At 64.4% G+C, this 26358-nt stretch carries 24 protein-coding genes and 1 pseudogene; 19 read left to right on the top strand and 6 right to left on the bottom strand.

All coding sequences use genetic code 11. From position 1 onward, the window contains the following. Nucleotides 1–287 precede the first annotated feature (287 nt). The 10 genes and pseudogenes from JHL17_RS30090 to JHL17_RS37775 all read left to right on the top strand — a co-directional run. Nucleotides 288–641 (top strand): annotated as a pseudogene (locus tag JHL17_RS30090) (toprim domain-containing protein); the annotation flags it as partial. Next, nucleotides 618–764: a topoisomerase DNA-binding C4 zinc finger domain-containing protein gene (locus JHL17_RS37910; protein ID WP_345773918.1), complete on the top strand. Its 147-nt coding sequence runs from the start codon at nucleotides 618–620 to the stop codon at nucleotides 762–764. The pseudogene JHL17_RS30090 and the gene JHL17_RS37910, both read left to right, overlap by 24 nt. A 20-nt stretch (nucleotides 765–784) precedes the next feature. Further along, complete coding sequence (locus tag JHL17_RS30095) at nucleotides 785–1663, top strand: Hachiman antiphage defense system protein HamA (RefSeq protein ID WP_200198288.1); 879 nt, start codon at nucleotides 785–787, stop codon at nucleotides 1661–1663. 104 nt (nucleotides 1664–1767) lie between these two features. Next, nucleotides 1768–4668, top strand: a complete 2901-nt coding sequence (locus JHL17_RS30100; protein WP_200198289.1) for a DEAD/DEAH box helicase — start codon at nucleotides 1768–1770, stop codon at nucleotides 4666–4668. A gap of 141 nt (nucleotides 4669–4809) precedes the next feature. Next, nucleotides 4810–5067 carry a hypothetical protein gene (locus JHL17_RS30105; protein WP_200198538.1) on the top strand — a complete coding sequence of 86 codons (258 nt, stop codon included), beginning with the start codon at nucleotides 4810–4812 and terminating at the stop codon, nucleotides 5065–5067. Nucleotides 5068–5203: 136 nt separating this feature from the next. Further along, entirely contained in the window at nucleotides 5204–5896 is a 693-nt protein-coding gene (locus tag JHL17_RS30110) for a vWA domain-containing protein (RefSeq protein ID WP_200198290.1), read from the top strand. An 8-nt stretch (nucleotides 5897–5904) separates the two neighbouring features. Continuing rightward, nucleotides 5905–6747, top strand: coding sequence for a PP2C family serine/threonine-protein phosphatase (locus JHL17_RS30115; RefSeq protein ID WP_200198291.1), 843 nt, complete (start codon nucleotides 5905–5907; stop codon nucleotides 6745–6747). Further along, nucleotides 6744–8750 carry a protein kinase domain-containing protein gene (locus JHL17_RS30120; protein ID WP_200198292.1) on the top strand — a complete coding sequence of 669 codons (2007 nt, stop codon included), beginning with the start codon at nucleotides 6744–6746 and terminating at the stop codon, nucleotides 8748–8750. Before JHL17_RS30115 ends, JHL17_RS30120 begins: the two co-directional genes overlap by 4 nt. A gap of 492 nt (nucleotides 8751–9242) precedes the next feature. Then, nucleotides 9243–9449, top strand: a complete 207-nt coding sequence (locus tag JHL17_RS30125) for a hypothetical protein (protein WP_200198293.1) — start codon at nucleotides 9243–9245, stop codon at nucleotides 9447–9449. A 394-nt stretch (nucleotides 9450–9843) separates the two neighbouring features. Further along, nucleotides 9844–9975 carry a hypothetical protein gene (locus tag JHL17_RS37775; protein ID WP_282189379.1) on the top strand — a complete coding sequence of 44 codons (132 nt, stop codon included), beginning with the start codon at nucleotides 9844–9846 and terminating at the stop codon, nucleotides 9973–9975. A gap of 738 nt (nucleotides 9976–10713) precedes the next feature. Here JHL17_RS37775 and JHL17_RS30130 read toward each other — a convergent pair. Beyond that, the gene (locus JHL17_RS30130; RefSeq protein WP_200198294.1) at nucleotides 10714–10971 is read right to left on the bottom strand and encodes a DUF2312 domain-containing protein; all 258 of its coding nucleotides are present in this window, start codon (nucleotides 10969–10971) and stop codon (nucleotides 10714–10716) included. A 101-nt stretch (nucleotides 10972–11072) separates the two neighbouring features. After that, nucleotides 11073–11240 carry a DUF2312 domain-containing protein gene (locus JHL17_RS30135; RefSeq protein ID WP_425599659.1) on the bottom strand — a complete coding sequence of 56 codons (168 nt, stop codon included), beginning with the start codon at nucleotides 11238–11240 and terminating at the stop codon, nucleotides 11073–11075. 385 nt (nucleotides 11241–11625) lie between these two features. Between JHL17_RS30135 and JHL17_RS30140 the strand changes: the two genes are divergently transcribed. From JHL17_RS30140 to JHL17_RS30170, 8 genes are all read left to right on the top strand, one after another. Continuing rightward, on the top strand, nucleotides 11626–12774 hold the full coding sequence (locus tag JHL17_RS30140) for a Re/Si-specific NAD(P)(+) transhydrogenase subunit alpha (RefSeq protein ID WP_200198295.1): 1149 nt from the start codon (nucleotides 11626–11628) through the stop codon (nucleotides 12772–12774). 26 nt (nucleotides 12775–12800) lie between these two features. Continuing rightward, nucleotides 12801–13220, top strand: coding sequence for an NAD(P) transhydrogenase subunit alpha part 2 (locus JHL17_RS30145; RefSeq protein ID WP_200198296.1), 420 nt, complete (start codon nucleotides 12801–12803; stop codon nucleotides 13218–13220). 4 nt (nucleotides 13221–13224) lie between these two features. Next, on the top strand, nucleotides 13225–14619 hold the full coding sequence (locus JHL17_RS30150; protein WP_200198297.1) for an NAD(P)(+) transhydrogenase (Re/Si-specific) subunit beta: 1395 nt from the start codon (nucleotides 13225–13227) through the stop codon (nucleotides 14617–14619). Nucleotides 14620–14733: 114 nt separating this feature from the next. Next, nucleotides 14734–15021 (top strand): DUF1330 domain-containing protein, encoded by a 288-nt coding sequence (locus tag JHL17_RS30155; protein WP_200198298.1) that lies wholly within the window; start codon nucleotides 14734–14736, stop codon nucleotides 15019–15021. Nucleotides 15022–15171: 150 nt separating this feature from the next. Further along, nucleotides 15172–15300: a hypothetical protein gene (locus tag JHL17_RS37780; RefSeq protein WP_282189380.1), complete on the top strand. Its 129-nt coding sequence runs from the start codon at nucleotides 15172–15174 to the stop codon at nucleotides 15298–15300. 182 nt (nucleotides 15301–15482) lie between these two features. Then, entirely contained in the window at nucleotides 15483–16511 is a 1029-nt protein-coding gene (locus JHL17_RS30160; RefSeq protein WP_200198299.1) for an ABC transporter substrate-binding protein, read from the top strand. Between the two features lie 30 nt (nucleotides 16512–16541). Beyond that, complete coding sequence (locus tag JHL17_RS30165) at nucleotides 16542–17294, top strand: ABC transporter permease (RefSeq protein WP_200198300.1); 753 nt, start codon at nucleotides 16542–16544, stop codon at nucleotides 17292–17294. Then, complete coding sequence (locus JHL17_RS30170) at nucleotides 17282–18049, top strand: ABC transporter ATP-binding protein (protein ID WP_200198301.1); 768 nt, start codon at nucleotides 17282–17284, stop codon at nucleotides 18047–18049. The genes JHL17_RS30165 and JHL17_RS30170 overlap by 13 nt, the downstream gene beginning before the upstream one ends. Nucleotides 18050–18060: 11 nt before the next feature. On the opposite strand, the gene JHL17_RS30175 is transcribed toward JHL17_RS30170, so the two are convergent. From JHL17_RS30175 to JHL17_RS30185, 3 genes are all read right to left on the bottom strand, one after another. Next, the gene (locus JHL17_RS30175) at nucleotides 18061–19275 is read right to left on the bottom strand and encodes a threonine ammonia-lyase (RefSeq protein ID WP_200198302.1); all 1215 of its coding nucleotides are present in this window, start codon (nucleotides 19273–19275) and stop codon (nucleotides 18061–18063) included. After that, a complete protein-coding gene (locus JHL17_RS30180) occupies nucleotides 19272–22055 on the bottom strand; it encodes a penicillin acylase family protein (RefSeq protein WP_200198303.1) in 2784 nt (927 codons plus the stop codon). The genes JHL17_RS30175 and JHL17_RS30180 overlap by 4 nt, the downstream gene beginning before the upstream one ends. Nucleotides 22056–22227: 172 nt before the next feature. Then, the gene (locus JHL17_RS30185) at nucleotides 22228–24594 is read right to left on the bottom strand and encodes an MHYT domain-containing protein (RefSeq protein WP_200198304.1); all 2367 of its coding nucleotides are present in this window, start codon (nucleotides 24592–24594) and stop codon (nucleotides 22228–22230) included. Between the two features lie 215 nt (nucleotides 24595–24809). Here JHL17_RS30185 and JHL17_RS30190 point away from each other — a divergent pair, with 215 nt between their 5' ends. Beyond that, on the top strand, nucleotides 24810–25334 hold the full coding sequence (locus JHL17_RS30190; protein ID WP_247893893.1) for a hypothetical protein: 525 nt from the start codon (nucleotides 24810–24812) through the stop codon (nucleotides 25332–25334). Between the two features lie 4 nt (nucleotides 25335–25338). Here JHL17_RS30190 and cbiB read toward each other — a convergent pair whose 3' ends face one another. After that, nucleotides 25339–26301: an adenosylcobinamide-phosphate synthase CbiB gene (gene cbiB, locus JHL17_RS30195; RefSeq protein ID WP_200198306.1), complete on the bottom strand. Its 963-nt coding sequence runs from the start codon at nucleotides 26299–26301 to the stop codon at nucleotides 25339–25341. Nucleotides 26302–26358 lie beyond the last annotated feature (57 nt).

Below are 26358 nucleotides of genomic sequence, written 5' to 3' on the forward strand. Positions count from 1 at the left end.
GTGTCATGGTGGTGGCCCTTGCGCCACGCGAAATCAGCGATGCCGACGAGGTGCGGCACCAGAGCCGGATCAGACTCGGATCGACGCACCTGCCAAAGCAGTACATTGCTGCTGGTCAGCATTACTAGAAGACACTTCCCGCCGTTATCTTAGCCCATCTCGCGCTTTGCATAAAAACACGGCGCAACTAGCGGGGTGTTGAAATCGACACATCGCATCAAAAAATTGTCCTTACCATATTGTATGCTATTGACTAACGCCAATGGCTTGGTCAATTCTAGTATTTCATGAAGATCGTCGTCATTGTCGAAGCGCCGGTCAAGGCGAAGACCATCAATAAGTATCTGGGCGACGACTATACCGTCATCGCCAGCTTCGGCCATGTCCGCGACCTTCCGGCGAGGGACGGATCGGTGCGCCCGGATGAAGACTTCGTGATGGAATGGGAACTGGGCGACCGCTCCAAGCGCCACATCGACGAGATCGCCAAGGCGGTGAAGTTGGCCGACCGCGTCTACCTCGCAACCGACCCGGATCGCGAGGGAGAGGCCATCGCCTGGCACCAGTCGGAGCTGCTGCGCGAGAAGCACCTGACCGACAACCGCGGCGTCCAGCGCATCACCTTCCCCGCCGCCACCGAGGACGGCCATGACCCGCGCGCCTGCCCGGTCTGCCGCGAGGGCCGGCTGCGGCTGAAGCTGGGCAAGATGGGTGCCTTCATCGGCTGCTCGCAGTATCCAGAGTGCCGTTACACCGGCCACTAACAGATAAGAGTAATTTGTTAATGCAAAACACAACTCCTTTGGTCTGCATTGTTGATGACCTAGACTTCGACTTCGCACAGGCGGCATTATGGTTCCAATTTGATCAGAGCGCTTCCTATCAATTGGTGCAAGTGAGCGACGAGCATGCAAAGCTGTTGGCTGACAATCTCGGCCTTGCGGTGCGACGCTGTTACGTGAACGACTCCACCATCAACGAAAGAGCAAAAGCGCTTGACGTTGACAAGACTGAGATCATCGCAGCACGCCTTCCGGATGCTGGCGCCACAATGGCAGGTGACTTCGGAGAAATCCTCGTCTACTTTTACCATAGTGCGAAAGAGCTCCCGAGAACGGCCTTCGGACCAAAAAAGTGGCGACTGAAACAAGATCGGACGAAGCCGGCGCCTCACTCCGACGTCATCCATTTCGTCTTGCCAATGTGGCCAGAGTCGAGTGCCGACGATGTTCTTCTTTGCTCTGAAGTCAAAGTGAAATCGACTGACGCGCCCTCGACGCCGATTAAGAATGCGATCGAAGATTGCGAGAAGGATCGCACAAGCCGACTAGCGCGCACACTTGTTTGGCTCCGTGAGCGCGCCTTACTGGAACCAATCGGTGATGTTAAAATCGCGCATCTCGATCGCTTCATTAAAGCTTCGGAACATCCACCAGCAAGCAAGCGCTTTCATGCTGTCGCTGTAATCTGCAAATCTCTGATTGACGAGGAGCTGAAGAGCGCTCCCACAACAGCTTCACCAGAGTACACGCTTATCGTGATTGTGGTGCCCGATTTGAAAGATGTCTATCACGCGGTCTTCGACGCTGCCCAAAAAGCACTTCCACGGGTAAGTCATGAAATACCTGCCCAAAAATCAGTGATAAAGGCTAATGAGGAATGACGTCTACACTAGAAAGATGGATATCTGATGCCGATGCCATTCAGCATCTAAATCATTTCCAAGTCCGTCAGACTACCCAGGATTTCGCGCTTACTCGAGAGCGAATGGATGACTACTATCTTGCTCTTGTTGGAGAATTGTTCGAAAGGATGCGCGATGCTTCGGAGGATGCTGCAGGCTGGGCACGTTTAGGCAATGCATTCGTTCATTTTGCTGATACAGGGCAAGACAACCTGCGTCAGAGCCTTGGGATCCCAAAATCCGAAGCTACTCTGTTTGCTGCTGCCGCATTTTATTGTGGAGGATTCCCGGCATCAGCGTATCTGACGCTGCGAGGGAGCGCTCCGGAGCAGAGTGACACAGAAATCTATCGAGCGTGCTTCGACCTCCTGGCTCGTCCTAAGAATTTAAGCTCGCAAATCGGGCAGATTCTTGTCAAAGCTCTCCTGCATGGTGACATGGCGACAATCTACCAAATTGATAAGAACGCGATCACGCGGTCAGAGGAGGCGCTACAGAAGGGGCCAGACGAATGGATTCCTGCACGATTGTTCGAACAGCTCTTCACGCGGTTTCTGAATTCTAACGTCCGTGCGGTGCTTCCACTTGGCGATAGCGATATCTGGACTCCTTTTATTGAATCGTTGCTCAGCCGACAACCTCCATCTTGGGAGTTCTTCCCCTCACAGATTGACGCAATAAAACAGGGCCTGCTCGTACGTAACGAAACGTTCTCGCTCCAGATGCCGACTGGCGCGGGCAAGACGGCCTTATGTGAAACTCTCCTGTACTGGCACGCAAAAATCAGAACACATGATGTAGCCATTCTGCTCGTACCGTACCGCTCACTAGCCTCGGAGTTACGCTACAGCGTCGTAAAAAGACTGAATAAACTCGGCATCTCCGCGCGATGCGCTTACGGTGGAACCGTTCCAACTAAAGACGAAGTGCAAATTCTTGAAGATGCACGTGTTTTAGTTTCGACTCCAGAAGCGCTCTCCGGCCTATTGGGTGCGAGTGGAAGCTTGTACAGCCGAGTCTCATTAGTTATTTGCGACGAAGGACACCTCCTCGATAGTGAAGGACGGGGCGTAGGGCTCGAGCTTCTCTTGGCGAGGTTACGGGCACGTGAGGGTGGGGCGCCGCGCTTTGTGTTCGTCTCCGCTATAGTCCCAAATATTGAAGAAATTAACGCATGGCTTGGGGGGGCATCCGATAGCGTCGTGCGAAGCAACTATAGACCGTCGATTGCAGAATATGCGGTACTAAGGCCTGTTGATGAAGGAAAGAACAAAACTGTCTCGCTCGATATGCATCCACATGAGCCTAGTCCAACACGCTATCAGGTGCAAAATTTTCTTTCCAGAGCGGACTTTAAGTTCAGGAATTCCAAGACCGGTCGTTCAAACACCTATGATTTTACGTCGATGAAAACGCAGGCTATTGCAGCGGGTCGTAAGGCACTAGCGATGGGTGCTGTAGCGGTCTTTGCTGCGAACAAGCGAGGCAATCAAGGCGCGATTGGGCTCGCGGACGAACTTGTCAAGCAGTTACAATGCGAACTTAGCTTGCCAGAGCCAATCAAACACGTTTCAAAGGAAAAGCTAGCCCCTGTCATTAAGTACCTTGAATTGGAATATGGCTCAGACTGGTTAGGAACGCGTATTGTCGCTGCGGGTGCGGTCCTCCATCACGGAGATATTCCCCAAGAGGCACGAGAAGTTCTCGAGAATTTGCTGCGCTGTGGCGATATCCAGCTTGTAATCTGCACGAACACGCTTGCCGAGGGAGTGAACCTGCCGATTCGGACGCTAATCCTCTACTCGGTGCAACGTCGCCAAAAGAATGGTCAACAAAAGAATCTTCTTGCGCGAGACATAAAAAACCTCGTGGGACGCGCAGGACGAGCCGGTGCGACAACTAAGGGAATGGTCATCTGCGCGAACCAGCAACAATGGTGGCAAATCGAGCAAGTAGCACGCCAGACGTCTGTCGAGACCGTGCATGGAGCATTGTGGTCTTTGGTTGAATGGCTATCTCAAAATCTTGCTAAAAATCACGTACAACTAACAAATGTTTACATAGAGGCGCTTCCCGCGCTACACAAGCTGGTAGATGGTATTGATTCTACTCTCATTGATCTTGCGGCTGAGGAAATCGGGGAAGATGCGCTTGTAGCAAAGGCCATTCATCTTGCGGATGAGACTTTCGCATCTCAGCAACTGAACGAAGCATCCAAGCAGATACTTCAGAAAATTTTCGAACTGCGCGCTCGCCGCGTGTTGAATATTCATGAAGCCGGTCGAATCAACTGGATTCGCGAGACGGGCGCACGCCTTCGGATGCTCGAATCCGTCGAGACGGACCTCTTCAGACGGCGATCGACGTGGGACGATATCGCTAATCCGCTCGATCCGAGCGTTATACGCATTATGCTTGAGTGGGCATGGGGACAGGCCGACGTTCAAGAGGCAGTACGTGAAGCATATCGGTATGAGGAAAATGCGGATACTTTGGAACTGAAGCAACAGTTCTTTGACACGGTAGACGCATGGCTCCGGGGTTGCCGCCCGGTAGAGATCGCGGGGATTTCAAAGCTGAGTGTCGATGATCTGCTGACTGTTCATGGGAAAGTTGTATCGTATGTGATGCAATCAACGATTGAGCAGGGAGTTGCGCTCCTTGCTAAGGTATGTGAAGATCATGGTAACGCTTTAGCTCCAGCCGTCATCATGTTTCCGGAGCATCTAAGATTTGGCGTGCCGACCACAGTTGGTCGCGTTCTTGCGGCCGGTGGTGTCCGTCACCGAAGTGCTGCCGTAGAGCTTGGTAATGCAATGGAGGGGGTTGGCATTGCTAGCGAAGATCGATCAGCTGTTTTCGGCGCCGCGCAAACGTTGATCTACAATAATCCCGATTCTTGGAAGGCTCTTCTTGGCATTCTAGTATTTCAAAACACCATCAAGGATTTATCAGGCAATGAGAGTGGGGTGGCAGAGTATTGACACGTCTGTAGGACATAAGTGCCTGTTTGAGAATGCAGTGAACATACAATAAGTAGTGGGCAACCCAGGATAAATTCCACTGCATCTTGCATTTCTGACCAATTCTCAAACAGGCTCTAAGAGCCCCCAACAGAACCATTTTTGGACGAATCGCCAGCAGATGAGGCTGGCGGCTATTTGATAGAATGCGGTGAAGATGTCGGCGCGGCGTTCATATCGGACGGCGAGCCCCATAGTTCCGGGCTCGGCAAAGTCCGATGCGTTGTCGAGCACGGCTGTGCTTGGCTGCTCGCGAACAAACGCCTGGATCGGCGGCAGGATTGGCTCGAAAGGATTGTCATCTCCTTGCTCACTGCCGCCGCCATCTTCATCATGGCAAACCGCCTCAGTACATTCTGAAAACCGCCCCCAAGCCCCGCGGCCCAATTACCCTCGTGTTAACCAAGCAGCCGTCGATTTGAGGTTGTCGAAAGCAGTGGCGCGCCAAATCGAAAGAGGTACAATTCGGCCGCCTACCATTCATTCGTGACGAACCATGAGCTACGATCCGCAGGTCCCGTTCCAAGCCTCTGGCTTTGCGTCGGCAGAGTTCGCCGAGAATCCCGAACCGCGCTGCCCGTGTGTCCTTCTGCTCGACACCTCCGGGTCGATGAGCGGTGCGCCGATCACGGAGCTGAACGCCGGTCTCGTCACCTTCAAGGACGAGCTCACGTCGGACGAGATGGCCGCGAAGCGCGTCGAGGTAGGGATCGTTGGGTTCGGTCCCGTCCGGATCTTCACGGACTTCACGACCGCGGACGCCTTCCACCCGCCCCACCTCTCGGCCACCGGTGATACGCCGATGGGCGCTGCTATTGAGCAGGCCCTCGACATGATCGAAGCTCGAAAAGCCGTCTACAAGCAGAACGGGGTGTCCTACTACCGGCCCTGGATCTTCCTCGTTACCGACGGCGGGCCGACCGACGCCTGGGCGAACGCCGCCGCCCGCATCCGGGAGGGCGAGGCCAGCAAGAAGTTCATGTTCTTCACCGTCGGCGTCGAGGGCGCCAACATGCAGACCCTCGCGCAGATCGCCACGCGCGAGCCGCTGAAGCTCAAGGGGCTGCGGTTCCGTGATCTGTTCTCCTGGCTGTCCTCCTCGCTCGGTTCGGTGTCGCGATCCAACCCCGGCGACACGGTCCCGCTATCGAACCCGGTCACGCCAAGTGGCTGGGCAACCACGGACTGAGAACGACGATGTCGGGATCCTGGCGCCATGTCTCGGCCTCGGTGGCCGGGACAAGCCATCTGCGCGACGGGCGCCCGTGCCAGGACGCCAGCGTCTGCGTGACGCTCCTGGACGACGAGCGCCGCGAACTGCTGGTCGCCGCTGTCTCCGACGGCGCGGGGAGCGCGGCCCATTCAGACGTCGGGTCCGCGCTCGCCTGCTCGCTTTTCGTGGACGAACTGCGTGCGCTGCTCGAGACCGGCGGATCGGTCGCCGACGTGACGCCCGACTTCGCCCGCGACTGGCTGCGGCGGTTCGCCGCCGAGATCGCCGTGCGCGCTGAGGCGATGGAGAGCACCCCCCGCGAACTCGCCTGCACGCTGCTGGCGGCGGCGGTGTCCGAAGACCGCGCGGTGTTCCTCCAGGTGGGGGACGGCGCGATCGTCTTCGCGACCGAGGAAGAGCCCGGCGCCCTGGACGTGGCGGTCTGGCCCCAGCAAGGCGAGTACGCCAACGTCACGTTCTTCGCCACCGACCCGTCCGCGGCCGACCGGATCTCCCATCGCGTGGTGGAGCAGCGCGTCGACCGTCTGGCGGTGTTCAGCGACGGCCTCCAGATGCTGGCTCTGTCCTTCGCCGACCAGAGCGCCTTCCAGCCCTTCTTCGAACCGTTGTTCGGGACCCTGGAGGGAGCTTCGGAGGAGGCCGTGGCCGAGCTGGGGGAGCCGCTGGAGGCGTTCCTCGGCTCGCCCCGGGTCAACGCGCGCACGGACGACGACAAGAGTCTGATCCTGGCGAGCCGTAGGTGGCAGCGGGAGACCGGTGAAGGCGCAGCGCGCCGCAGACAGGAAGCGGAAGCCGCCGGACCATGAAAGTGTTCGACCGCCATGGCCAAGCCGTCCCGCTGGGAACGAAGCTTGGGTCCGGCGGCGAGGGTGACGTCTTCACGGTGAACGACCACCGCAAGCTCGCGGCGAAGGTCTACCATCAGTCGCTCTCGACCGAGAAGGCAGCAAAGCTCGCCCACATGGCCGAGATCTCCACGCCCGCGCTGCTCCAGCTGAGCGCGTGGCCGGTGGACGTGCTGTTCGACCGGCCCAGAGGCGAGGCGGTTGGCCTCGTCATGCCCAAGGTGGATGGGCACAAACCCATTCACCTCCTCTATGGTCCCAAGAGCCGCCAGAAAGAGTTCCCGAACGCCCAGTGGCCGTTCCTGGTCCACACCGCGGCGAACGTTGCGCGAGCCTTCGCAGCCGTGCACGAGCATGGGCACGTGGTCGGTGACGTGAACCACGGCAACCTCCTTGTCTCAGCGGACGGGATGGTCAAGTTCATCGACTGCGACTCCTTCCAGGTCCATGCCCACGGGCGCCACTACCTCTGCGAGGTTGGGGTATCCACGCACACGCCTCCGGAACTCCAGGGCGTCTCCTTCCGGACGACTCGGCGCACGGCGAACCACGACGCCTTCGGCCTCGCCGTCATGGTGTTCCAGCTGCTGTTCATGGGGAGGCACCCGTACTCCGGCGGCTACCTCGGCAAGGGCGAGATGTCCTTGGAGGACGCGATCAAGGAAGGCCGCTTCGCCTACGGCTCTGGGGCGGCATCCCGCCTGATGAGGCAGCCGCCGGGGACGATTCCCCTCGAGGCGACCGGGCCCGCCGCGGTGTTGTTCGAGCGCGCGTTTGCCGCGGCGGCGCCCCAGAGACCGACTGCAATCGAGTGGCGCGACGGACTACAGGCGCTGATGCAGGGGCTCCGCCATTGCCAAGCGAACCCGAGCCACCACTACCTGCGAACCCTGGCAACCTGCCCATGGTGCACGGTGGAGCGGCAGTCGGGCTTCCTGTTCTTCACCATCACCGCCGCCCAGGTCACCGGCGCTGCTCTCCACTTCGATGTCACCGCGCTGTGGCGACAGATCCAGACCATCCGTCCGCCACAGGTTGTGCCCATCGTGGCGCCATCCGCGTTCCAGCTGCAGCCGTCATTGGCGGTCAAGGCAGCGAGGGAGGAGAGGCAAGCCAGGGCGGCTGCGAGAGAGGCTGCGAGGAGGGAGGCAGAGGCTCGAGCAAAGCAATTGAAGTTCATCGGCTGGCTGGTCGCCATTGCGGGCGTCATCATCGGCTTCGGACCGGCAATCAATCACGGCGGTATCCTCATCGTCATCGCCGCCGCGTTCATCGGCACCAAAATCGGCTCATCCTCCTCACGCCCGTCCGACTTTTACAGCTCGTATTCTTCAGACGACACCGTGAAGCTGTGGGCTGCGAAACGTGACGCCTCGTCCACCTACGAGGATGTGAAGCGTCGTTGGGATGCGGCTACAAATTCCGGGCGCTTTTCTAGCAAACTCCTAGAATTGGAGCGGCTGAAGGCCGAGTACGACCGACTCCCGGAGGAGCGGAGACAACGACTGAGCCGTCTTGAGAACGGGCGGCGCGCCAAGCAGCTCGAGGTCTTCCTCGACCGCTTTCGGCTCGACGCTGCAACGATCCCGGGCATTGGCGACGGCCGGAAGGTGACACTGCAGTCCTACGGAATCGAGACCGCTGCGGACGTAACTCGGGATCGGATACTAAACATCCCTGGCTTCGGTCCGGCGCTCACGAACAAGATCATGAATTGGCATCGGACCGTTTCGACCAGGTTCGTTTTCAATCCGAACCAGGGTGTCGATCCTGTTGAGATCAACAAGGTCGAGGCCGAGATCCTGAAGCGAAAGCAGGAGATCGAAGTGACCCTCGCCCGCGGGCCAGCCGAGCTGCAGGCCGTCCTCTCCCAGGCCGAAGCTGCGCTGGCGGCGCTCCGTCCTCAGGCCGAGGCGGCTGCGCGTCAGCTTGCGCAGGCCGAGGTCGACCTGCGTGATGCCTGATTGCGCGGGAGATGCTCGGCACCCGTTGCGCTGCCAGGTCTGATTTCGTCCTGCAGGACGACGGCTTGTAGCGCCGCCGGCAAAGCGGGCTGGATCCACTCATCGACCGGTAGGCGCTGTTCAACGGGCGGGGGTCGGCCATTCCGGGGACTCCGAAAGGCAGATTGCGCTTAGAACAAAAAAGGAACAAAGTCTCCGCCCGGGCAGAAAAGGGGAGCTCGCATGGGCGCGTTGTACATCGTCGTTCCGTACTACCGCACGTTCCGCGGGGACGCCGTGCAACCCGGCCCTCACGTCCCGTACCGCACTGAGCAAGACGCCCTCTCCGTGGCGCGCCAGCCGTTGCGAACGCGCGGCCAAGCGCTTGGGTGCCATGTGCTGGTCGCCCCGGCCAACCTAGCCGGAGGGATGACCGACACACCGCGCATCCTCCACCGATTCGGCTGGTGCCCCGACACCTCCCCGGCGCGAGCGGCTGGTTGAGGTGGCGCCATGCAGGAGTTCGAGGCAGGCGAGCGGGTCGGCAGGTGGGTGGTGCTCGTTGACGTGGACGGGCGGCTGCACGCCCTGAACGGCAATTCGATCCAAGGAGTGAGCCAAGACGATACGGACCCCGGCGAATGCGTGGTGACTGTGTCAGGCGGGCGGATGCTGCGGATCCCGGCGCCGTTCGGCCGCATCCTTGAATGGCTGAGATGAGCGCTTCTGACGAACCGACCCCTGGATTGATGATGGGCCGGGTTCCTGTCGAGCCGCATTCACTCGCCAATGGGTCGCGATGCTATGGCCTGACGACGAAGGCTGGCAGTGACGCGTGGCAACGTTCGACGCCGAGGCCGGCGCCGGCGTCTGCGACATGGAACACGAGGCCAAGGGCGCGGCGGAGGTGGCCCTGCGCGCCGCGGCCAATCGGTGAACACAAAGGGAGGATGGGATGGCCGATGATGAGGTGTTGATCCCGACCCCACGGCCCGTGCGGATGGGGGCGGACGGATCGCCCTGGCCCTTATGTCCATGCGGCGAATACCAAGCCGCAGCACCGGGCGGCTGGCAGGGATGGCGGACATGTCCCTGCGGCGGCGGCGCGGGGCAGGTGACGTCGGTCGGAACGGCGCATTGGGTACTGTCCGACACTGGGCTGGTCGAGCGGCGGCGCGAAGCCCGGCAAGCGCGCATCGAGGCCGCCGTGGCGGAGCGGCTGCGGGCGAAGCCCTACAAGCGTTGACTGATCTGGGCGCTGCTCGCGAGGACTGTTAGGCTCAATTCCTTTTGGAACCAGCGGGCGGGGGCTGGCATGACTAAATCATTGATTCAATCGGCTTTGTCCGGCATTTTCATGTTTGTGCCGATTTGCCGGACAAAACCAATCAAATCAAATGTGTAGGGTGCCTTTCGGGCGCCGTACGACATCGCTGTCATTTAATACGACGTCACTCTCTTGATGGATGTGCTCATTTCGGCCGATAAGGTTTCATAGCCCCATCATGTAAAATCTGCGGAAATCCTCATGAAATCGCGCTCAAGTCTCTAAGTAGGGCGCATAAGCGAGAGCCGTGTTTTTCTTCGCAGAGGCTGCATTTGGAGGTGCGGGAGAGTACGCCCGGGTTAGCCGATTACTTGAGAGCTATGTGATGCCTTACCCACCTACGCGCCGCATGTTTGCTCCCTTGGTTGTACAAACGGATCCCGCGCGGCTAGCATTCGGGTGGCCCACGAACGAACGACGGCGCCGCAGAGAACTGCGGCGCCGAAGTCATCTTGTCGGTCATCGCCGTCCCCGGCTGTACCGAATGCCCAGCTTAGACGCAGCCGAAAGCAAAGTCATCTTGTTCAAATATCCTAGGGGGGTGAATGCCGGGCCCCCGGCACGGCAGAGGGGCCGCCAATGAGGCCCCTCGGTTGCCGCACCAAGACAATTTTAGACGGAGAACTTTTTAGGGGTTTTGTCGTTGCTAATATTGGATTATTCCATCCCGAGAGCCTGCTTGTAGAGGTCAAGCATAGCTTCTTGCTCTTGTCTATCCGCTTGGTCCATTTTTCGCAGTCTGAGAATAGCGCGGATTGCCTTTACGTCAAACCCGTTCCCCTTGGCTTCCGCCAAGATTTCCTTGATGTCGTCCTGCAAACCTTTCTTCTCTTCCTCAAGCCGCTCAACGCGCTCAATGATGCTGCGGAGCTGAGAGGCGGCGATGCCCTGCACTTCGTCGGACGTGGTGCTCATTTGTCTCTCCGAGACGGCTGGTGATGGTGTGTAGCCCAAGAGCGGTTCGGACGGCTGCGCTACGGGTCGCGCCACACCAGAACTCCGCTATCCCCTTGAACCTACATACAGACTACAGTCGAGTGGGGGGAATACAGGCCGGTGCCCTTCGCCTCGGCGTAGACCTCCTTGATGTCTTCCTGCAGACCGCGCTTTTCCTCTTCGAGACGCTCGATGCGCTCGACGAAGGACTTCAGGCGATCCGCCGCGATGCCGCCGACGTCGGACATAACAAAACCTCAAACGATGGGGGTGTTCGTGAACGGGGCGGGACAATATCGGCGGCAGGGGGGAATGGCAAGCCGGCGATGCGCCGCAAGAGCGCACGGCAGAGGTCCGGCTGCGTCATCGGGTCGCGGCGATCCCTTCGTACCAGCGGAGCCTCGGCCGGAATTTGAACAGCTCTTGGCTGATTTGTCCTGTTGCAGGAAACAATCGTACGATGGACCTACGCGGCCATTCCCTTTGTTGCGGCGCACTCTATAGGCTGGTATTACCATCAGTGGGTTCGGCTTCACAAAGTCACATGGATCCGGCATGTATGCGCGTCGTCTGGGCCGATAACCCATGGGGGATGCCGGGATCAGCGTATCTGAGGCAGGGGAGTCTTATCTAATGAAAGTCGCCATTCCAAAGGAGCGACGTGCGGGCGAACTTCGCGTGGCCGCCTCACCGGAAACGGTGAAGAAACTGAAGGGTTTGGGACTGGACGTGGTGGTGGAGAGCGGGGCCGGCCTCGGTTCCAGCATCACCGACGCGGCCTATGAGGCGGCGGGGGCCGCCATCGCCGCCGATGCCGCGTCGGCCCTGGCCGATGCCGACATCGTGCTGAAGGTGCAGCGGCCGCTGATCGCTGCGGAGGGCGGCGTGGATGAACTGGCGCTGCTCCGCAAGGGCGCGCTGCTGTTCGCCATCCTCAATCCCTACAACAGCCGCGACCATGTGAAGGCCTATGCCGATGCCGGCGTGAACGCCTTCGCCATGGAGTTCATGCCGCGCATCACCCGTGCCCAGGTCATGGACGTGCTGTCCTCCCAGGCCAACCTCGCCGGCTACAAGGCCGTCGTCGATGCCGCCAGCGAGTATGGCCGCGCCTTCCCGATGATGATGACCGCCGCCGGCACGGTGCCGCCGGCTAGAGCCTTCATCATGGGCGTCGGCGTCGCCGGCCTCCAGGCCATCGCCACCGCCAAGCGGCTCGGCGCCATCGTCTCGGCCACCGACGTGCGCCCGGCGGTGAAGGAGCAGGTGCAGTCGCTGGGCGGCAGCTTCGTCGCGGTCGAGAACGACGAGTTCAAGCAGGCCGAGACCGCCGGCGGCTATGCCAAGGAGATGTCGGACGACTACAAGCGCCAGCAGGCAGCCCTCGTCGCCGAGCACATCAAGAAGCAGGATCTCGTCATCACCACGGCGCTGATCCCCGGCCGCAAGGCGCCCATCCTGGTGACGGCGGAGCATGTGGCGTCGATGAAGCCGGGTTCGGTGATCATCGACCTTGCGGTGGAGCAGGGCGGCAACGTCGAGGGCTCCAAGCTGGGCGAGGTGGTGACCACGGCCAACGGCGTGAAGATCGTCGGCCATGCCAACTACGCCAGCCGCATCGCCGAGAGCGCCTCGCTGCTCTACGCCAAGAACCTGCTGGCGCTGCTGACGGCGCTGCACGGCAAGGACACCGGCGTAGCCGTCAACTGGGACGACGAGATCGTCAAGGCCATCGCGCTGACCCGCGACGGCGCCGTCGTCCACCCCGCCTTCGCCGGCTGACCGGGCGTCCGAGGAGACTTATCGCAATGGATCAGATCCAACTGTCCGCCCGTATTGCCGAGCTCAAGGCGAACCTCGCGGCGCTGAGCCAGCAGGCCGACCAGCTTGCCGCCCAGGTTGCCCATTCGGCCCAGCCGGTCGTGGAAGCCGCCGGCGGCCACGGCAACTTCTTCGTCACCGGCCTGACGGTGCTCGTGCTGGCCTGCTTCGTCGGCTACTACGTCGTCTGGCGCGTCACTCCGGCCCTGCACTCGCCGCTGATGGCCGTCACCAATGCCGTGTCGTCGGTCATCATCGTCGGCGCCCTGGTCGCCGCCGGACCCGCCGGCTTCGACTTCTCGAAGGTCCTGGGATTCCTCGCCGTCATCCTGGCAAGCGTCAACATCTTCGGCGGCTTCCTGGTGACCCAGCGCATGCTCTCCATGTTCAAGAAGAAGGGCAAGTAAGACCATGGAAACCTTGTCGGCCCTTCTCTATCTCGTCGCCTCCATCTGCTTCATCATGGCGCTGCGCGGGCTGTCCAGCCCCGAGACCTCGCGCCAGGGCAACATCTACGGCATGGTCGGCATGACCATCGCCATCCTGACCACGCTGGCTTCGCCCATCGTCCAGTCCTATTGGATGATCGTGCTCGGCATCGCCATCGGCGGCGCCATCGGCTATGTCGTCGCCAAGAAGATCGAGATGACGGCGCTGCCCCAGCTGGTCGCCGCCTTCCACTCGCTGGTCGGCCTCGCCGCCGTCTTCGTCGCGCTGGCCGCCTTCTATTCGCCGGCGGCCTACGGCATCGGCCTGCCCGGCGCCATCGCCAAGGGTTCGCTGATCGAGATGGCGCTCGGCACCGCGGTCGGTGCGATCACCTTCACCGGCTCGATCGTCGCCTTCGCCAAGCTCCAGGGGCTGGTCACCGGCAAGCCGCTGGTCTTCCCGATGCAGCACCCGCTGAACGCGGCGCTCGGCGTGTTGACCGTCATCCTGATCATCTGGCTGGTCCAGTCGAACTCGACCACCGCCATGTGGCTGATCATCCTGGTGGCGCTGGCGCTGGGCTTCCTGCTGATCCTGCCGATCGGCGGCGCCGACATGCCGGTGGTCATCTCGATGCTGAACAGCTACTCGGGCTGGGCGGCCTGCGGTATCGGCTTCACCCTGCAGAACAACCTGTTGATCATCACCGGCGCGCTGGTGGGGTCCTCGGGCGCCATCCTGTCCTACATCATGTGCAAGGGCATGAACCGCTCGATCTTCAACGTCATCCTCGGCGGCTTCGGTGGCGAGGCCGCTGCCGGCAGCGGTCCCGCCAAGGGTCCGCAGGGCTCGGTCAAGGCCGGCTCTGCCGAGGACGCCGCCTACATCATGAAGAACGCCCAGTCGGTGATCATCGTCCCCGGCTACGGCATGGCGGTGGCCCAGGCCCAGCATGCCCTGCGTGAGATGGCCGACGTGCTGAAGCACGAAGGCGTGGACGTGAAATACGCCATCCATCCGGTGGCGGGCCGCATGCCCGGCCACATGAACGTGTTGCTGGCCGAAGCCAACGTTCCCTACGACGAGGTGTTCGAGCTGGAGGACATCAACCGCGACTTCGGCACGGCGGACGTGGCCTTCGTCATCGGCGCCAACGACGTGACCAATCCGGCCGCCAAGACCGATCCGACCTCTCCCATCTACGGCATGCCGATCCTGGATGTGGAGAAGGCCAAGACGGTGTTCTTCATCAAGCGCGGCATGGCCGCCGGTTACGCCGGCGTCGAGAACGAGCTGTTCTTCCGTCCCAACACCATGATGCTGTTCGGCGACGCCAAGAAGGTCACCGAAGAGGTCGTCAAGGCGATGGAAGCCTGACCGGCTTCCATCGCGGTTGACCGGAAGCCGTTGAGCGGAACGGGCGCGGGGAGCAAGGCTTTCCGCGCCCGTTTCCTTTGGGCAGGGATAAAAGACAAGAGAGGATGCGGAACCATGGCCGCCTACATCATCGCCGACGTGCGCGTGACCGATCCGGTCGCTTATGAGGTCTACAAGTCGCTGACCCCCGATGCGATCGCCAGGAACGGCGGACGCTTCCTCAGCCGCGGCGGCGAGACTGCGGTGCTGGAAGGCGAGTGGCAGCCCAACCGTGTCGTCATTCTGGAATTCCCGGACATGGAGACCGCCAAGGCCTTTTACGACAGCCCGGAATACCGCAAGGCACGCGAGGCGCGGCGCGAGGCCGCCGATTTCAAGATGATCGTGGTCGAGGGGCTGTGACGGGCTGCCGGCGGCCGATGCGGTTACCAACCGTTACAAAAGACCATCCGTGGGACACACCGCTGCAACACGGCGCCGTTAACGCTTGCCGTCACCCGGATCCGGCGGTTTCCCTCCGCCGGATCACCCCCCAGCGCCGGAAGTCGGGCCATGGACGACGACGATCTCTCCGAACCGTTCGATTCGCACATCACGCTCTGGACACGCATCGCGGTGGCGATCCTTATGGTGGGCGTTTCGCTCTGCTGCGTGTCGCTCTACCTGCTGACGGAGAGCTGAGCCGGACCGCGGATACCTTGCCGAACCCATGATTTACGTGGCATTCCAGCGGATCGGCGGCCATAAACAACAAAAGAAAATCGCTATATTGTGAATTCCCTTCCCCTGTTATGTGAAAATCCCTCTTCTCTGTCTGTACAACCGTGCTAAATAGCGTCGGAACCCCAGTTGAGGACGATCCGATGCTCCGCTTGACCCGCCGCTCCACTCTTGCCGCTCTGGCCGTCCTGGCGTCGGCTGCCGCCGCCATGCCCGGCACCGTGCGCGCCGCCGATCCGGTGAAGCTGGAAATCGGCTATATCCCCATCCTGGCGGCGTCGCCGTTGTTCATCGTCGATGGGCAGGGCTGGGCCAAGGACGCGGGCATCGAACTGAAGCTCACGCGTTTCGAATCCGGTCCGCACGCCATCCAGGCGATGGCGGCCGGCAAGATCGACCTGCTCTATGCCGGCGTCGCTCCGGTCCTGGTCGCCCGCACCAAGGGCGTCGACATCTCGGTCATCGCCAACTCGGCGGTGGAGGAGATGGTGGTCGCCGCGCGCGGTCCCTTCGCCAAGGCGATGGGCGCCACCCCGACCGCCGAGTCCTTCAAGAAATTCGCTGCCGACACCGGCCGCAAGCCGAAGATCGGCACCCAGCCGCCGGGCTCGGTCCCCGACACCGTGCTGAAGCATTGGCTGTTCAAGGTGGTGAAGGTCGATCCGGCCGACGTCGAACTGGTGCCGATGGGCATCGAGAAGACGCAGCAGGCCCTGCTGGCCGGCGCGCTCGATGCCGCCACCATCCGCGAACCGACGGTGACCGTCACCCAGCAGATGGACCCGAACGTCGCCCTGCTCGCCACCGGCGCCCAGATGTTCCCGGACCAGCCCGGCACGGTCGTCGCCGCCCGCGCCGAAGTGCTGAAGAAGAACCCCGACGCCATCAAGGCGCTGGTCAAGGCCCATATCCGCGCGGTCGACCTGATCGCCAAGGATCCGGCCGGCTCCGCCAAGATCGTGAACAATTATCTGGGCAAGGGACTGATGGAGCCGGCGACGCTGGAGGCAGCCTTCAAGGGACCGGGATCGAAGTTCGTCGCCGATCCGCACAAGGTCGTTCCGGCAGTCGAGCAGATGATGGCCTACACCAAGGAAATCGGCTCGGCGACCGAGACGGTTCCGGTCGCCGAGGCCTTCGACTTCAGCTTCTACGACGCCGCCGCCAAGTAAGCCGGCCGGGCCAGGGACATCGACAAGCCGATGAAGACCTATAACAAGATCGCCCTGTCGGCGCTGGGCGTCATCGTCTTCCTGCTGGCGTGGGAAGCGGTGGCGCGCAGCGGCGTCGTGCCGGCCCGGCTGCTGCCGTCGCCGAGCGCGGTGCCCGCCGCCTTCCTGACCGAGTTCAAGAGCGGCATCTGGCAGGCGATGGTGCTGGCCAGCCTGTCGCATTACCTGGTCGGCCTGTCGCTGGGCACCTTCCTCGGCGTGTCGTTCGGCACGGCCGCCGCGCTGTGGGGCAAGTGGGACGCCTTCCAGGCCTGGGTCGTGCGCATGCTGCGCCCGATCCCGGCCATCGCCTGGATCCCCTTCGCCATCATCTGGTTCGGCGTCAGCGAGGGAGCCGCGTCCTTCCTGATCTCGCTGACCGTGTTCTGGATCAACTATTACGCCAGCTATGCCGCGGTGCGCGGGGTGGACAAGGACCTGATCGAGCTTGGTTATGCCTTCGGCCAGGGCGGTCTGATCCCGCGCCTGTTCAAGATCATCCTGCCGGGTGCCCTGCCCGGTATCCTGTCGGGCGTCCGCGCCGGGCTGGGGCAGGGCTGGATGACCGTCGTCGCGGCGGAACTGTTCGGCATCTCCGGCCTCGGCATGCGGATGATGGAGGCCTCGGGCCTGCTGGCGACGCACATCGTCGTGCTCTACATGGTCACCATCGCGCTGCTCTACGGCGTGTCGGACTTCCTGTTCATGCAAGTTCAGTCTCGGGTGCTCTCATGGCAGCGGTGACCTTCCCCAAGACCTCCACCGCGTCGGTCATCGACCTTGAGGACGTATCGATCGGCTATGGCAGGGATGCGCCGCCGGTGCTGGTCGACGTCAACCTGTCGGTCGAGCGCGGCAGCTTCGTCGCCATCGTCGGCCCGTCCGGCGTCGGCAAATCCACCCTGCTGCGGGTCGTCGCCGGCCTGCACAGCGCCCGCGGCGGCGGGGTCACCATCCATCAGGACCAGCGCCCCGGCCATCGCCCGGTCGGGCTGGTGTTCCAGGATTCCCGCCTGCTGCCCTGGCGGCGGGTCATCCGCAATGTGGAGTTCGGGCTGGAGGGCCTGCCGGTCAGCCGCGACGAGCGCCGCAGCAGGGCGGAGGCGGCGCTGAAGCTGGTCCGGCTCGACGGCTACGCCCGCCGCTGGCCCTATGAGCTGTCGGGCGGCCAGCGCCAGCGCATCGGCATCGCCCGCGCCATGGCGGTGGACCCCGACATCCTGCTGATGGACGAGCCCTTCGGCGCGCTCGACGCCATCACCCGTCACAACCTGCAGGACGAGCTTCGCCGCATCCACCAGGAGACCGGCAAGACGGTGCTGTTCGTCACCCACGACCTGGAAGAGGCGGTGCATCTGGCCGACCGCATCATCGTGCTGGGCGGCACCCCGGCCCGCGTGGTGCGCGACGTGCGCAACAGCGCCGGCCGGGACGGATCGGTGTTCCGCGATCAGGTGGAGCAGCTGCGGTCGGAGATCGCCGACAACTACAGCATCTGAGGAGTGGGGCCCTACCCCACCTCCACCATCAGGCTGGTCGGGTAACCGGCGTCCTTCATGCGGGCGATCAGCGCGTCGACATGGGTCTGGTTGCGGGTCTCCAGCACGACGTCGACCTCGGCCATCTTCACCGGCACATTGTGGAACAGGCGCTGGTGGTGGACCTCGACGATGTTGGCGCCGGCCTCTCCCAGCAGGCGGGTGACGCGGGCCAGCGCGCCGGGGGCATCGGTGATGCCGATGCGCAGGCGGACGATGCGGCCCTCGTAGACCAGCCCGCGCATCAGCACCTGCGCCATGATGCGGGAATCGATGTTGCCGCCCGACAGCACGATGCCGACCTTGCGGCCGCGGTAGCGTTCCGGCTGTTCCAGCACGGCGGCGAGCGCCGCCGCACCGGCCCCCTCGGCGACCAGCTTCTGCACGGTGGCGAGGCGGTAGACCGCTTCCTCCAGCCGGGCCTCGCCCACCTCGACGACCTCATCGACCAGCGCGCGGATGATCGGCAGGGTCAGGGCGCCGGGTGCCTTCACCGCGATGCCTTCCGCCACCGTGGCGCCGCCGCAGGTGATCGGCTGGCCGGCCAGCGCCTGCCGCACGGCGGGGTAGAGGCTGCACTGCACCCCGACGATCTCCAGGTCCGGCCGCAGCGCCTTGGCCGCGGTCGCCATGCCGGCGATCAGCCCGCCGCCGCCGATGGGGACCACCAGCACGTCCAGATCCGGCACGTCCTCCAGCAGTTCCAGCGCCGCGGTGCCCTGGCCCGCGGCGACCAGCGGGTCGTCGTAGGGATGGACGAAGGTCAGCCCGTCGCGAACCGCCAGCTCATGGGCGAAGGCGGCGGCCTCGCTCAGCGTCTCGCCGTGCAGTTCGACGGTCGCGCCGAGATTCTCCGTGCGCTCCACCTTGGTGAAGGGGGTGAAGGCGGGCATGACGATGGTGGAACGGATGCCGAGCCGCGTGGCATGGCAGGCCACCGCCTGGGCATGATTGCCGGCGGACATGGCGATGACGCCGGCGCGGCGCTCCGCCTCGCCCAGCGACAGCAGCTTGTTCAGCGCGCCGCGCTCCTTGAAGGAGCTGGTGGCGTGCTGGTTCTCCAGCTTCACATGCATCCGGCAGCCCGCCATGTCCCCCAGGCGGGGCGCCGGTACCGTGGGCGTTCGGGGCAGGTGCCCCGCGATGCGCGCCGCCGCGGCGCGCACATCCTCCAGAGTTATGGTCATTTCGTGCTTGTCCCGGTGTTGCGTGGTGTGAGTGTCAGCACCTCCGCCCCTGCCGAGACCAGCGTGCCACGGTCGCCGGCCAGACGCAACGAACCGCCGTCGCGCCACAGCTCGACCAGATCGCCCCAATGACGGGACCAGATGTTGCCGGACTGGCCGGTGGCGATCACGAAACGGGAGTTGTCCAGGTCGGCCAGGTCGTAGACGGCGCGGAACCCGGCGCCATGGACATGGCTGAAGGGGTTCGCCGGATCGCGGGTCGCGGTCGATCCGCGGTTGACGGTGAAGAAATCGCCGTCCGTTTCGACCGACAGGTCGGCCTTGCCGCCGATCAGCGGCAGCCGGCTCAGCATCCGGTGGGTCAGCGCCACCCTGTGGTCGTCGCCCCAGCGCCAGCCCTTCGGGCTGGAGCCGTGCCGTTCGGCCAGCATCGCCACCGCCGCTTCCAGCGAGCGGCCGACCATGTCGGCGCAGCTTTCCTTCTGCGGGGTGGTGATGTCGTCGCACCATTCCGGCCGCTCGTTCAGGACATGGCGCAGCGCCTCCGGCCGCAGTTCCCAGTAGGAGGCGAAGTCCGGTCCCAACTCGTCGGCGAAGACCGCCCGCACCAGTTCCCGCAGCCAGGCGGTGAAGATCAACGGCTCCGGCCGGTCGCGGTCCATGCGGCCGTCCCAGCCGCGCAGCAGGGCCGCGGCGTCGCTGGCGAGGCCGGGAGGCGCAGGGTATTTCAGCAGTTCGGGCAGGAAATCGCGGCCGGGCAGGGAGACGATGTCCATCTGCTGGCGCGCCGCGTCCTCGACGGAATGGCGCCCGTTGCCCAGCATCTCGACGATGCGCTTGGCGCGGGAAGGATCCGGCCATTCGGTGGCGAGGCGATAGGGATAGTCGCGCCCGACCACCGCGTTGTTGGCATTGACGAACTGCCCGGACGGCGGGTTCACCGCCTGCGGCAGGGCGTAGTAGGGCAGGAAGCCGGTCCAGTCGTACTCGCCGGTCCAGCCGGGAACCGGCACCCGCCCATCGCTCTTGCGGCGGATCGGCACCCGGCCGGTGGTGATGAAGCCGACCTCCCCGGTCACGTCGGCATAGACGACGTTCTGCTGCGGGGCGACATGCAGGCGCAGCGCCTCGCGCGCGCCCTCCGCCGAACCGGCATGGTTCAGGCGGTAGAGAGCCTCGGCGCTGGTGTCGTCGTCGGCCAGCCCGGGGAAGGAAAGGGCCAGCATCGGAGCCGGCGGGCCGCCGGCCGGGGCAGCATCCAGGTCGGAGAGGATAGGGCCGTGCCGCGTGCTGCGCACCGTCAGGGGCTGCGACGCCTCGCCGGCAATGGCGATGGTCTCGGCATGGGTCTCGAAGGGCTGGCTGCCGTCGGGGGTCAGGTAACGGGCGGGATCCTGCGGGTCCGGCTTTTCGACGAACAGATCCTGGGTGTCGCCATGGGTGGTGGTGAAGCCCCAGGCTATCTTGCCGTTGTGGCCGAGGATGGTCAGCGGCACGCCCGGCACGGTGGCGCCGGTGACGGTGAAACCGGGCGTCACGATGCGGGCGAGGTACCAGAGGATCGGCGCCTCCAGCCCCAGATGCGGGTCGTTGGCGAGGATCGGCTTGCCGGTGGTGGTGCGGGCGCCGGTCAGCGCCCATTCGTTGGACGCGGTATCGAAGCCGATCCGCGGCAATGCCGCCAGGGTGCGGCGCACCGTTTCCCGCAAATCCATGCCGCGCAGGTCGCTCGCCAGCGTGGTGGGAGAGCCGGGGGCGTCGGACGGGAACAGGTCGTCGACTTGGCTCGGCGACAGCCGCTCGAGCAATCGGGAGCGGAACAGCTCGTCGCGGTAGTTGGCGGAGAGCTGCAACGCCATCAACTTCGCCCAGACCAGGCTGTCGGCGACCGTCCAGGGTTCCGGCGTGTGGCGCAGAAGCTGGAATTCGACCGGCAGCCCCTCGGACCGGGTGACAAGATAGGCGTTCACGCCGTCGGCGTAGGCTTCGAAGGCGGAGCGGGCTTCGGGCGACAGGGTGGCTTCCATCGCCTCGGCCGCGCGGCGGACGCCCAGCGTGCGCATGAGCCGGTCGCTGCGCAGGGCGAAGTCGCCGTATTTCGTGCCGACCAGCTCGGCCAGCCGGCCGGCACCGGCCCGGCGCATCGTCTCCATCTGCCACAGCCGGTCCTGGGCGTGGGCGTAGCCGAGCGCGCGGTAGGCGTCGCGTTCGGTCGCGGCGAAGATATGGACGACGCCTTGGCGGTCGCGGACGATTTCAGCCGGGGCGCCGTTGCCGGGGATGGCGACCGAGCCGCTGGTCCGCGGCTGTTGCGCCTGCATCCACCAATAGGCGCCGAGCAGCATCGCCGGAGGCAGCAGCACCAGCACGCCTGCGGCCGCCGCGACCCTGCCCCAGCGGCCGCGCGGCAGGCGGAACCGCGGACGGCTCGGCGGCTGATTGGGGGGCGGGGATTGCGGAGGAAACTGCGGCGGCGGTGCGTAGGGGGGAGCGCCTTGCGGCGGCAAGCCGTGGGGAGCCCCGCCGTAGGGCGGCATCGGCTGCTGCGGATAGGGATAGGGCTGTCCCGCCTGCTGCGGGGCCTGCGGATAGGGAGTGTCGGGGTAGGGCGCGCCCGGATACTGGGGCAGCGTCTGCTGCGTCTGGTATGGCGGGGCCGGGTAACCGGCGGGGGGCGGGGGGGCGGCAGGCGGGGCGGGGCGGGACAACGCACGCGCCAGGGCGGCGCGGAGATGGAAAGCGCAGGTCTCGCCGGCGCGGATCAGGGAACGGCGCAGCATCACGGTCCGTGAGAGAGAAGGGGGCGGCGACGGGCGGGGGCCGCCAGGGGCTCGTTCGGGTGGCGGATGCTAGTCTCCCGGCCGCCGGCCCGTCCAGGGTTGCATCGGTGGAGCCGAGTCCTTTTTCTTTCCGCCGCCGGGCCTGCCGCAGCGGCGGAAGCGGGAAAGCGCCCTACGCGGCCGTGTTCAGGATCTCGCGCAGCATCGGGGCGGAGACCGGCTTGTGGATCAGGCGGTGGCCGCTGCGCTGGACTTCGGCGATGCGGGCGGGGTCGGTATCGCCGGTCAGCACCACGGCAGGGACACGCACGCCGCAGACGCCGTAGATGTCGCGGATCGCCTCCACCCCGGTCCGGCCTTCGCGCAGGCGATAGTCGGCGACGATCATCGCCGGCTGGCGGCCGAGATTGAGCAGCGAGGCGATCGCTTCGTCGGCCGACACGGCGGCGACCACCTCGTATCCCCATTCCTCCAGCATCGCCCGCATGCTCAGCAGGATGATGGTGTCGTCGTCGACGACCACGATCAGCCCCCTGGCATCCGGCAATTCAACCGGACAGCGCACCGGCTTCGGGATCGGCCGCGGCACGGCGGCCGGCAGATCGAGGAAGAAGCCGCTCCCCCGGCCGGGGGTGGAGCGGACCGTCACCCCATGCTCCAGCAGACCGGCCAGCCGCCGCACGATGGCCAACCCCAGTCCGAGCCCCTTGCGCCGGTCGCGCTCCGGGTTGGCGAGCTGGATGAATTCCTGGAAGATGTCCTGCGTCTTGTCTGCAGGGATGCCGATGCCCTGGTCCAGCACCGCCAGCCGCAGGTTGCCGCCGCGATGCTGGCAGCCGACCAGGATCTCGCCGTGTTCGGTGTAGCGGATGGCGTTTTCGATCAGGTTGCGCAGGATGCGCTCCAGCAGGGCGGGATCGCTGCTGGTCCAGGCGGAGGTCGGGACATGGCGCAGCACCAGCCCCGATTCCGTGGCGCGGACGCGGTATTCCTCCGCCAGACGCTCCAGCAGCGGACCGAGAGCGAAGTCGGTGACGCTGGGCTTCACCACTCCGGCGTCCAGGCGCGAGACGTCCAGCAGGCTGTCCAGCATCACCCGCAGGCCGATGAGCGACTCGGTCATGCTGGCCAGCAGCGGGGAGGTGGGATGGTTCTCCAGCTTGTCCGACAAGGCATGGGCGAAGAAGAACAGCGATTGCAGCGGCTGGCGCAGATCGTGGCTGGCGGCGGCCAGGAACTTGGTCTTGGCGCGGTCGGCGCGCTGGGCATCGTCGCGGGCCTTCACCGCCTCCACCCTTGCCGCCTCGGCCTCGTCGCGGGCCCGCAGGATCGCCTCTTCCGCCGCCTTGCGGGCGGTGATGTCGCGCATGATGCCGGTGTACATGCGGCGCTTGCCGACATGCCACTCGCCGACCGACAGGTCGAGCGGGAAGGTGGATCCGTCCTTGCGCAGCCCCTCCACCTCGCGGCCGATCCCGACGATCCGCCGCTCTCCCGTCCGGCCGTAGCGGTCGAGATAGCCGTCATGGGCGCTGCGGTAGGGCTCGGGCATCAGCATGTTGACATTGCGTCCGATCACCTCGTCGGCCCGATAGCCGAAGGTCGTCTCCGCGGCGCGGTTGAAGGATTCCACGGTGCCCTGGTCGTCGATCAGGAGGATGGGGTCGACCGCGGTATCGACGATGGCGCGATAGCGTGCCTCCTGTTCCGCCGAATGCTCTGCCCGCTGGCGGCGGTCGAGCATGGAGGACAGCATCGCCAGCGACAGCAGAAGCAGCGTCCCGAGACCCGTCATGATCGCCAGCAGCGGGGTGGACAGCGCGATTCCCCGTCCGGGGCCAGTCGCCGTATGGCTGGCCATGCTTCGATGGAGGTCCGCGCCGCTGATGGTTGCGGCGCCCAGATCGGTCAGCGGCTCCATCCCGGCTGCGGCCATGCCGGTGTAGTGCATCGTCACCACCCCCAGCCCGAGCAGCACGGCGCCGGCGGCGCGCTGGAGGGGACGGCTGGTCCGGAAGGCCAGCCATAAAGCCGCGGTGGAGGCGACGATGGCGATGATCACCGAGGCGGCGACCAGACCGACGTCGTAGGACAGATCCATGTCCATGCGCATGCCCGCCATTCCCACATAATGCATGCTGACGATGCCGAGCCCGGTCAGGGTTCCCGCTATCGGCAGCGTGAAACGGCGGGGCCGTTTGCAGGCCACCGAGAAGAGGCCGGCGCCCGAAACGGCGACGGCCAGCAGGAAGGACAGCGCCGTGAGCCCGGCGTCGTAGCTGATCGGTATGTCGCTCCGGTAGGCCAGCATTCCGATGAAATGCATCGACCATATGCCGGCCCCCAATGCCAGCGCCGCACCGGCCAGCCGCCGTCCGTCGCCCGGAGCCCGGCTGCCGGAACCGCGCAGGTCCGTTCCCAAGAACCGGCCGTCCGTACCGCCCCGGGTGTGCTGGGCGAGATCCAATGCCACATAACCGCCGAACACGGCGATCACATAGGACAGTGCGACAAGAAGAGGGTCGTAATGGCCAGGCACGGTGGATTCGGCTGTTGTGTGGAGGCGTCGGCGGAGGGAGCTGGATCGATCATGCTTGCGGAATAACAATTCCGGTGAAGGTGCCAGCCTCTTCCCGCAAACGAAAGGCTTGCCTTGGTGGTAGACAGGGACCTAGGACATCCGTCGGGATATCTCGAATGAACAGCTCTCCTCCTCCCCGAGCACGGAACCGGACCGCCCCGACGGATGGGCCGATGCAGCCGCGCCGGCTCCTGATCCGGCTGTTGCGTCCGGTCGCCACCGTGTTCGCGGTCGGCTATTTCGTCCTGGACGCGCTGGCCTATTGGGTGGTGCGGCCGGCGGTTCTCCGGATTGCTCGGCTACCGCTGTTTTCGCGACTCGGCCGATGGGTCGCGGGGCTGCGGCCTTACCCGTCGCTGATCCTCGTTCTGGTGCCTCTGGCCGTGCTGGAGCCGGCGAAGCCGGTCGGCGCCTGGCTGTTCGCCACCGGGCGCCCGATGGCCGGCGTGGCCGTGATCGTCGGGGCGGAACTGATCAAGATCACCCTGGTGGAGCGCCTGTTCCACGTCGCCAAGCCGAAGTTGCTGACCATCGGCTGGTTCGCCTGGGGGTATGTGCGGGTGACGGCTTGGCTCGCCTGGCTGAAGGAGACCGCCGCCGTCCGCGCCGCCCGTGGCCTGCTCGATGGTCTTCGCCGTTTCGGGCGCCGCGTCGGCCGGCGCCTGTCGCTGATGATGCGACGGGCCGGGCGGGGTTGAGCGATCACCCCAGCAGGGCCAGCACCAGTGCGCCCGCGATCAGCAGCCCGCAGGCACGGCGGTAGAGCGCCAGCGCCCGCCCGATGTCGGCCGGCGTCGCGGCGGTGCGTCCGGCGCCGAGCCAGACATCCTCGATGCGGGTCGCGCCATAGACCCGCGGCCCGCCCAGCCGCAGGTCGAGCGCCCCGGCCATCGCCGCTTCCGGCCAGCCGGCATTGGGAGAGCGGTGGCGGTGTGCATCCCGCCGGACCGAACTCCAGGCCTGCCGGGCGTCGGCCCCACCCGTCATCCGGGCGGCTCCCACCAGCAGCAGGGCGGTCAGGCGCGACCCCGGCAGATTGACCAGATCGTCGAGCCGCGCCGCCGCCCAGCCGAAGGCCTCGTGCCGCGGGGTGCGATGGCCGATCATGCTGTCCGCGGTGTTGATCGCCTTGTAGAGGACCAGCCCCGGCAGCCCGCCCACCAGCAGCCAGAAGGCCGGCGCCACCACCCCGTCGGAGAAATTCTCCGCGAGGCTTTCGATGGCGGCGCGGGAGACCGCGGGTTCGTCGAGCGTCGCCGGATTGCGGCCGACGATCATCGATACCGCCTTGCGGGCGTCCTCCAGCCCGCCGGTGCGAAAGCCCTTCGCCACGGCCGCGACATGGTCGTGCAGGCTGCGCTGGGCCAGCAGGGTGGAGGCCAGCACCGCCTCGATCAGCCAGCCGAAGGGCAACAGCCCGCAGGCCCAGGCGACCGCCGCCGCAACCCCGCCCACCGTCAGCAGAAGCACCGCCACCGCCAGCACGCCGGATGCCTTGCGGCGACCGAAGCCGTCAACCTGGCGGTTGAGCGCGCCATCGAGCTGGGCGATAAGCGCTCCGATCCACACGACCGGGTGACGGATACGGGCGTAGAGTGGATCGGGATACCCGACCGCCGCTTCGATGACGAGCGCGGCGGCGAGCAGAAAGGGATGCAGCGGCACGGGAGGGGCGTTCCAGGCAATGGGGCGGCCCGCTGGCCGCGCGACGGTGAGAAGGAA

Source organism: Azospirillum endophyticum (assembly GCF_016595245.1).
Lineage (GTDB): Bacteria > Pseudomonadota > Alphaproteobacteria > Azospirillales > Azospirillaceae > Azospirillum > Azospirillum endophyticum.

Bases quoted from the DNA above. Each gene is read 5' to 3' on its own strand.
- JHL17_RS30160 (WP_200198299.1), top strand. From the start codon at position 15,483: ATGCTCCGCTTGACCCGCCGCTCCACTCTTGCCGCTCTGGCCGTCCTG.
- JHL17_RS30120 (WP_200198292.1), top strand. From the start codon at position 6,744: ATGAAAGTGTTCGACCGCCATGGCCAAGCCGTCCCGCTGGGAACGAAG.
- JHL17_RS30135 (WP_425599659.1), bottom strand. From the start codon at position 11,240: ATGTCCGACGTCGGCGGCATCGCGGCGGATCGCCTGAAGTCCTTCGTC.
- JHL17_RS30180 (WP_200198303.1), bottom strand. From the start codon at position 22,055: ATGCTGCGCCGTTCCCTGATCCGCGCCGGCGAGACCTGCGCTTTCCAT.
- JHL17_RS30130 (WP_200198294.1), bottom strand. From the start codon at position 10,971: ATGAGCACCACGTCCGACGAAGTGCAGGGCATCGCCGCCTCTCAGCTC.
- JHL17_RS30175 (WP_200198302.1), bottom strand. From the start codon at position 19,275: ATGACCATAACTCTGGAGGATGTGCGCGCCGCGGCGGCGCGCATCGCG.
- JHL17_RS30165 (WP_200198300.1), top strand. From the start codon at position 16,542: ATGAAGACCTATAACAAGATCGCCCTGTCGGCGCTGGGCGTCATCGTC.
- JHL17_RS30110 (WP_200198290.1), top strand. From the start codon at position 5,204: ATGAGCTACGATCCGCAGGTCCCGTTCCAAGCCTCTGGCTTTGCGTCG.
- JHL17_RS30155 (WP_200198298.1), top strand. From the start codon at position 14,734: ATGGCCGCCTACATCATCGCCGACGTGCGCGTGACCGATCCGGTCGCT.
- JHL17_RS30150 (WP_200198297.1), top strand. From the start codon at position 13,225: ATGGAAACCTTGTCGGCCCTTCTCTATCTCGTCGCCTCCATCTGCTTC.
- JHL17_RS30125 (WP_200198293.1), top strand. From the start codon at position 9,243: ATGCAGGAGTTCGAGGCAGGCGAGCGGGTCGGCAGGTGGGTGGTGCTC.
- JHL17_RS30170 (WP_200198301.1), top strand. From the start codon at position 17,282: ATGGCAGCGGTGACCTTCCCCAAGACCTCCACCGCGTCGGTCATCGAC.
- JHL17_RS30145 (WP_200198296.1), top strand. From the start codon at position 12,801: ATGGATCAGATCCAACTGTCCGCCCGTATTGCCGAGCTCAAGGCGAAC.
- JHL17_RS30115 (WP_200198291.1), top strand. From the start codon at position 5,905: ATGTCGGGATCCTGGCGCCATGTCTCGGCCTCGGTGGCCGGGACAAGC.
- JHL17_RS30100 (WP_200198289.1), top strand. From the start codon at position 1,768: ATGGATGACTACTATCTTGCTCTTGTTGGAGAATTGTTCGAAAGGATG.
- JHL17_RS30095 (WP_200198288.1), top strand. From the start codon at position 785: ATGCAAAACACAACTCCTTTGGTCTGCATTGTTGATGACCTAGACTTC.
- JHL17_RS30190 (WP_247893893.1), top strand. From the start codon at position 24,810: ATGCAGCCGCGCCGGCTCCTGATCCGGCTGTTGCGTCCGGTCGCCACC.
- JHL17_RS37780 (WP_282189380.1), top strand. From the start codon at position 15,172: ATGGACGACGACGATCTCTCCGAACCGTTCGATTCGCACATCACGCTC.
- JHL17_RS30140 (WP_200198295.1), top strand. From the start codon at position 11,626: ATGAAAGTCGCCATTCCAAAGGAGCGACGTGCGGGCGAACTTCGCGTG.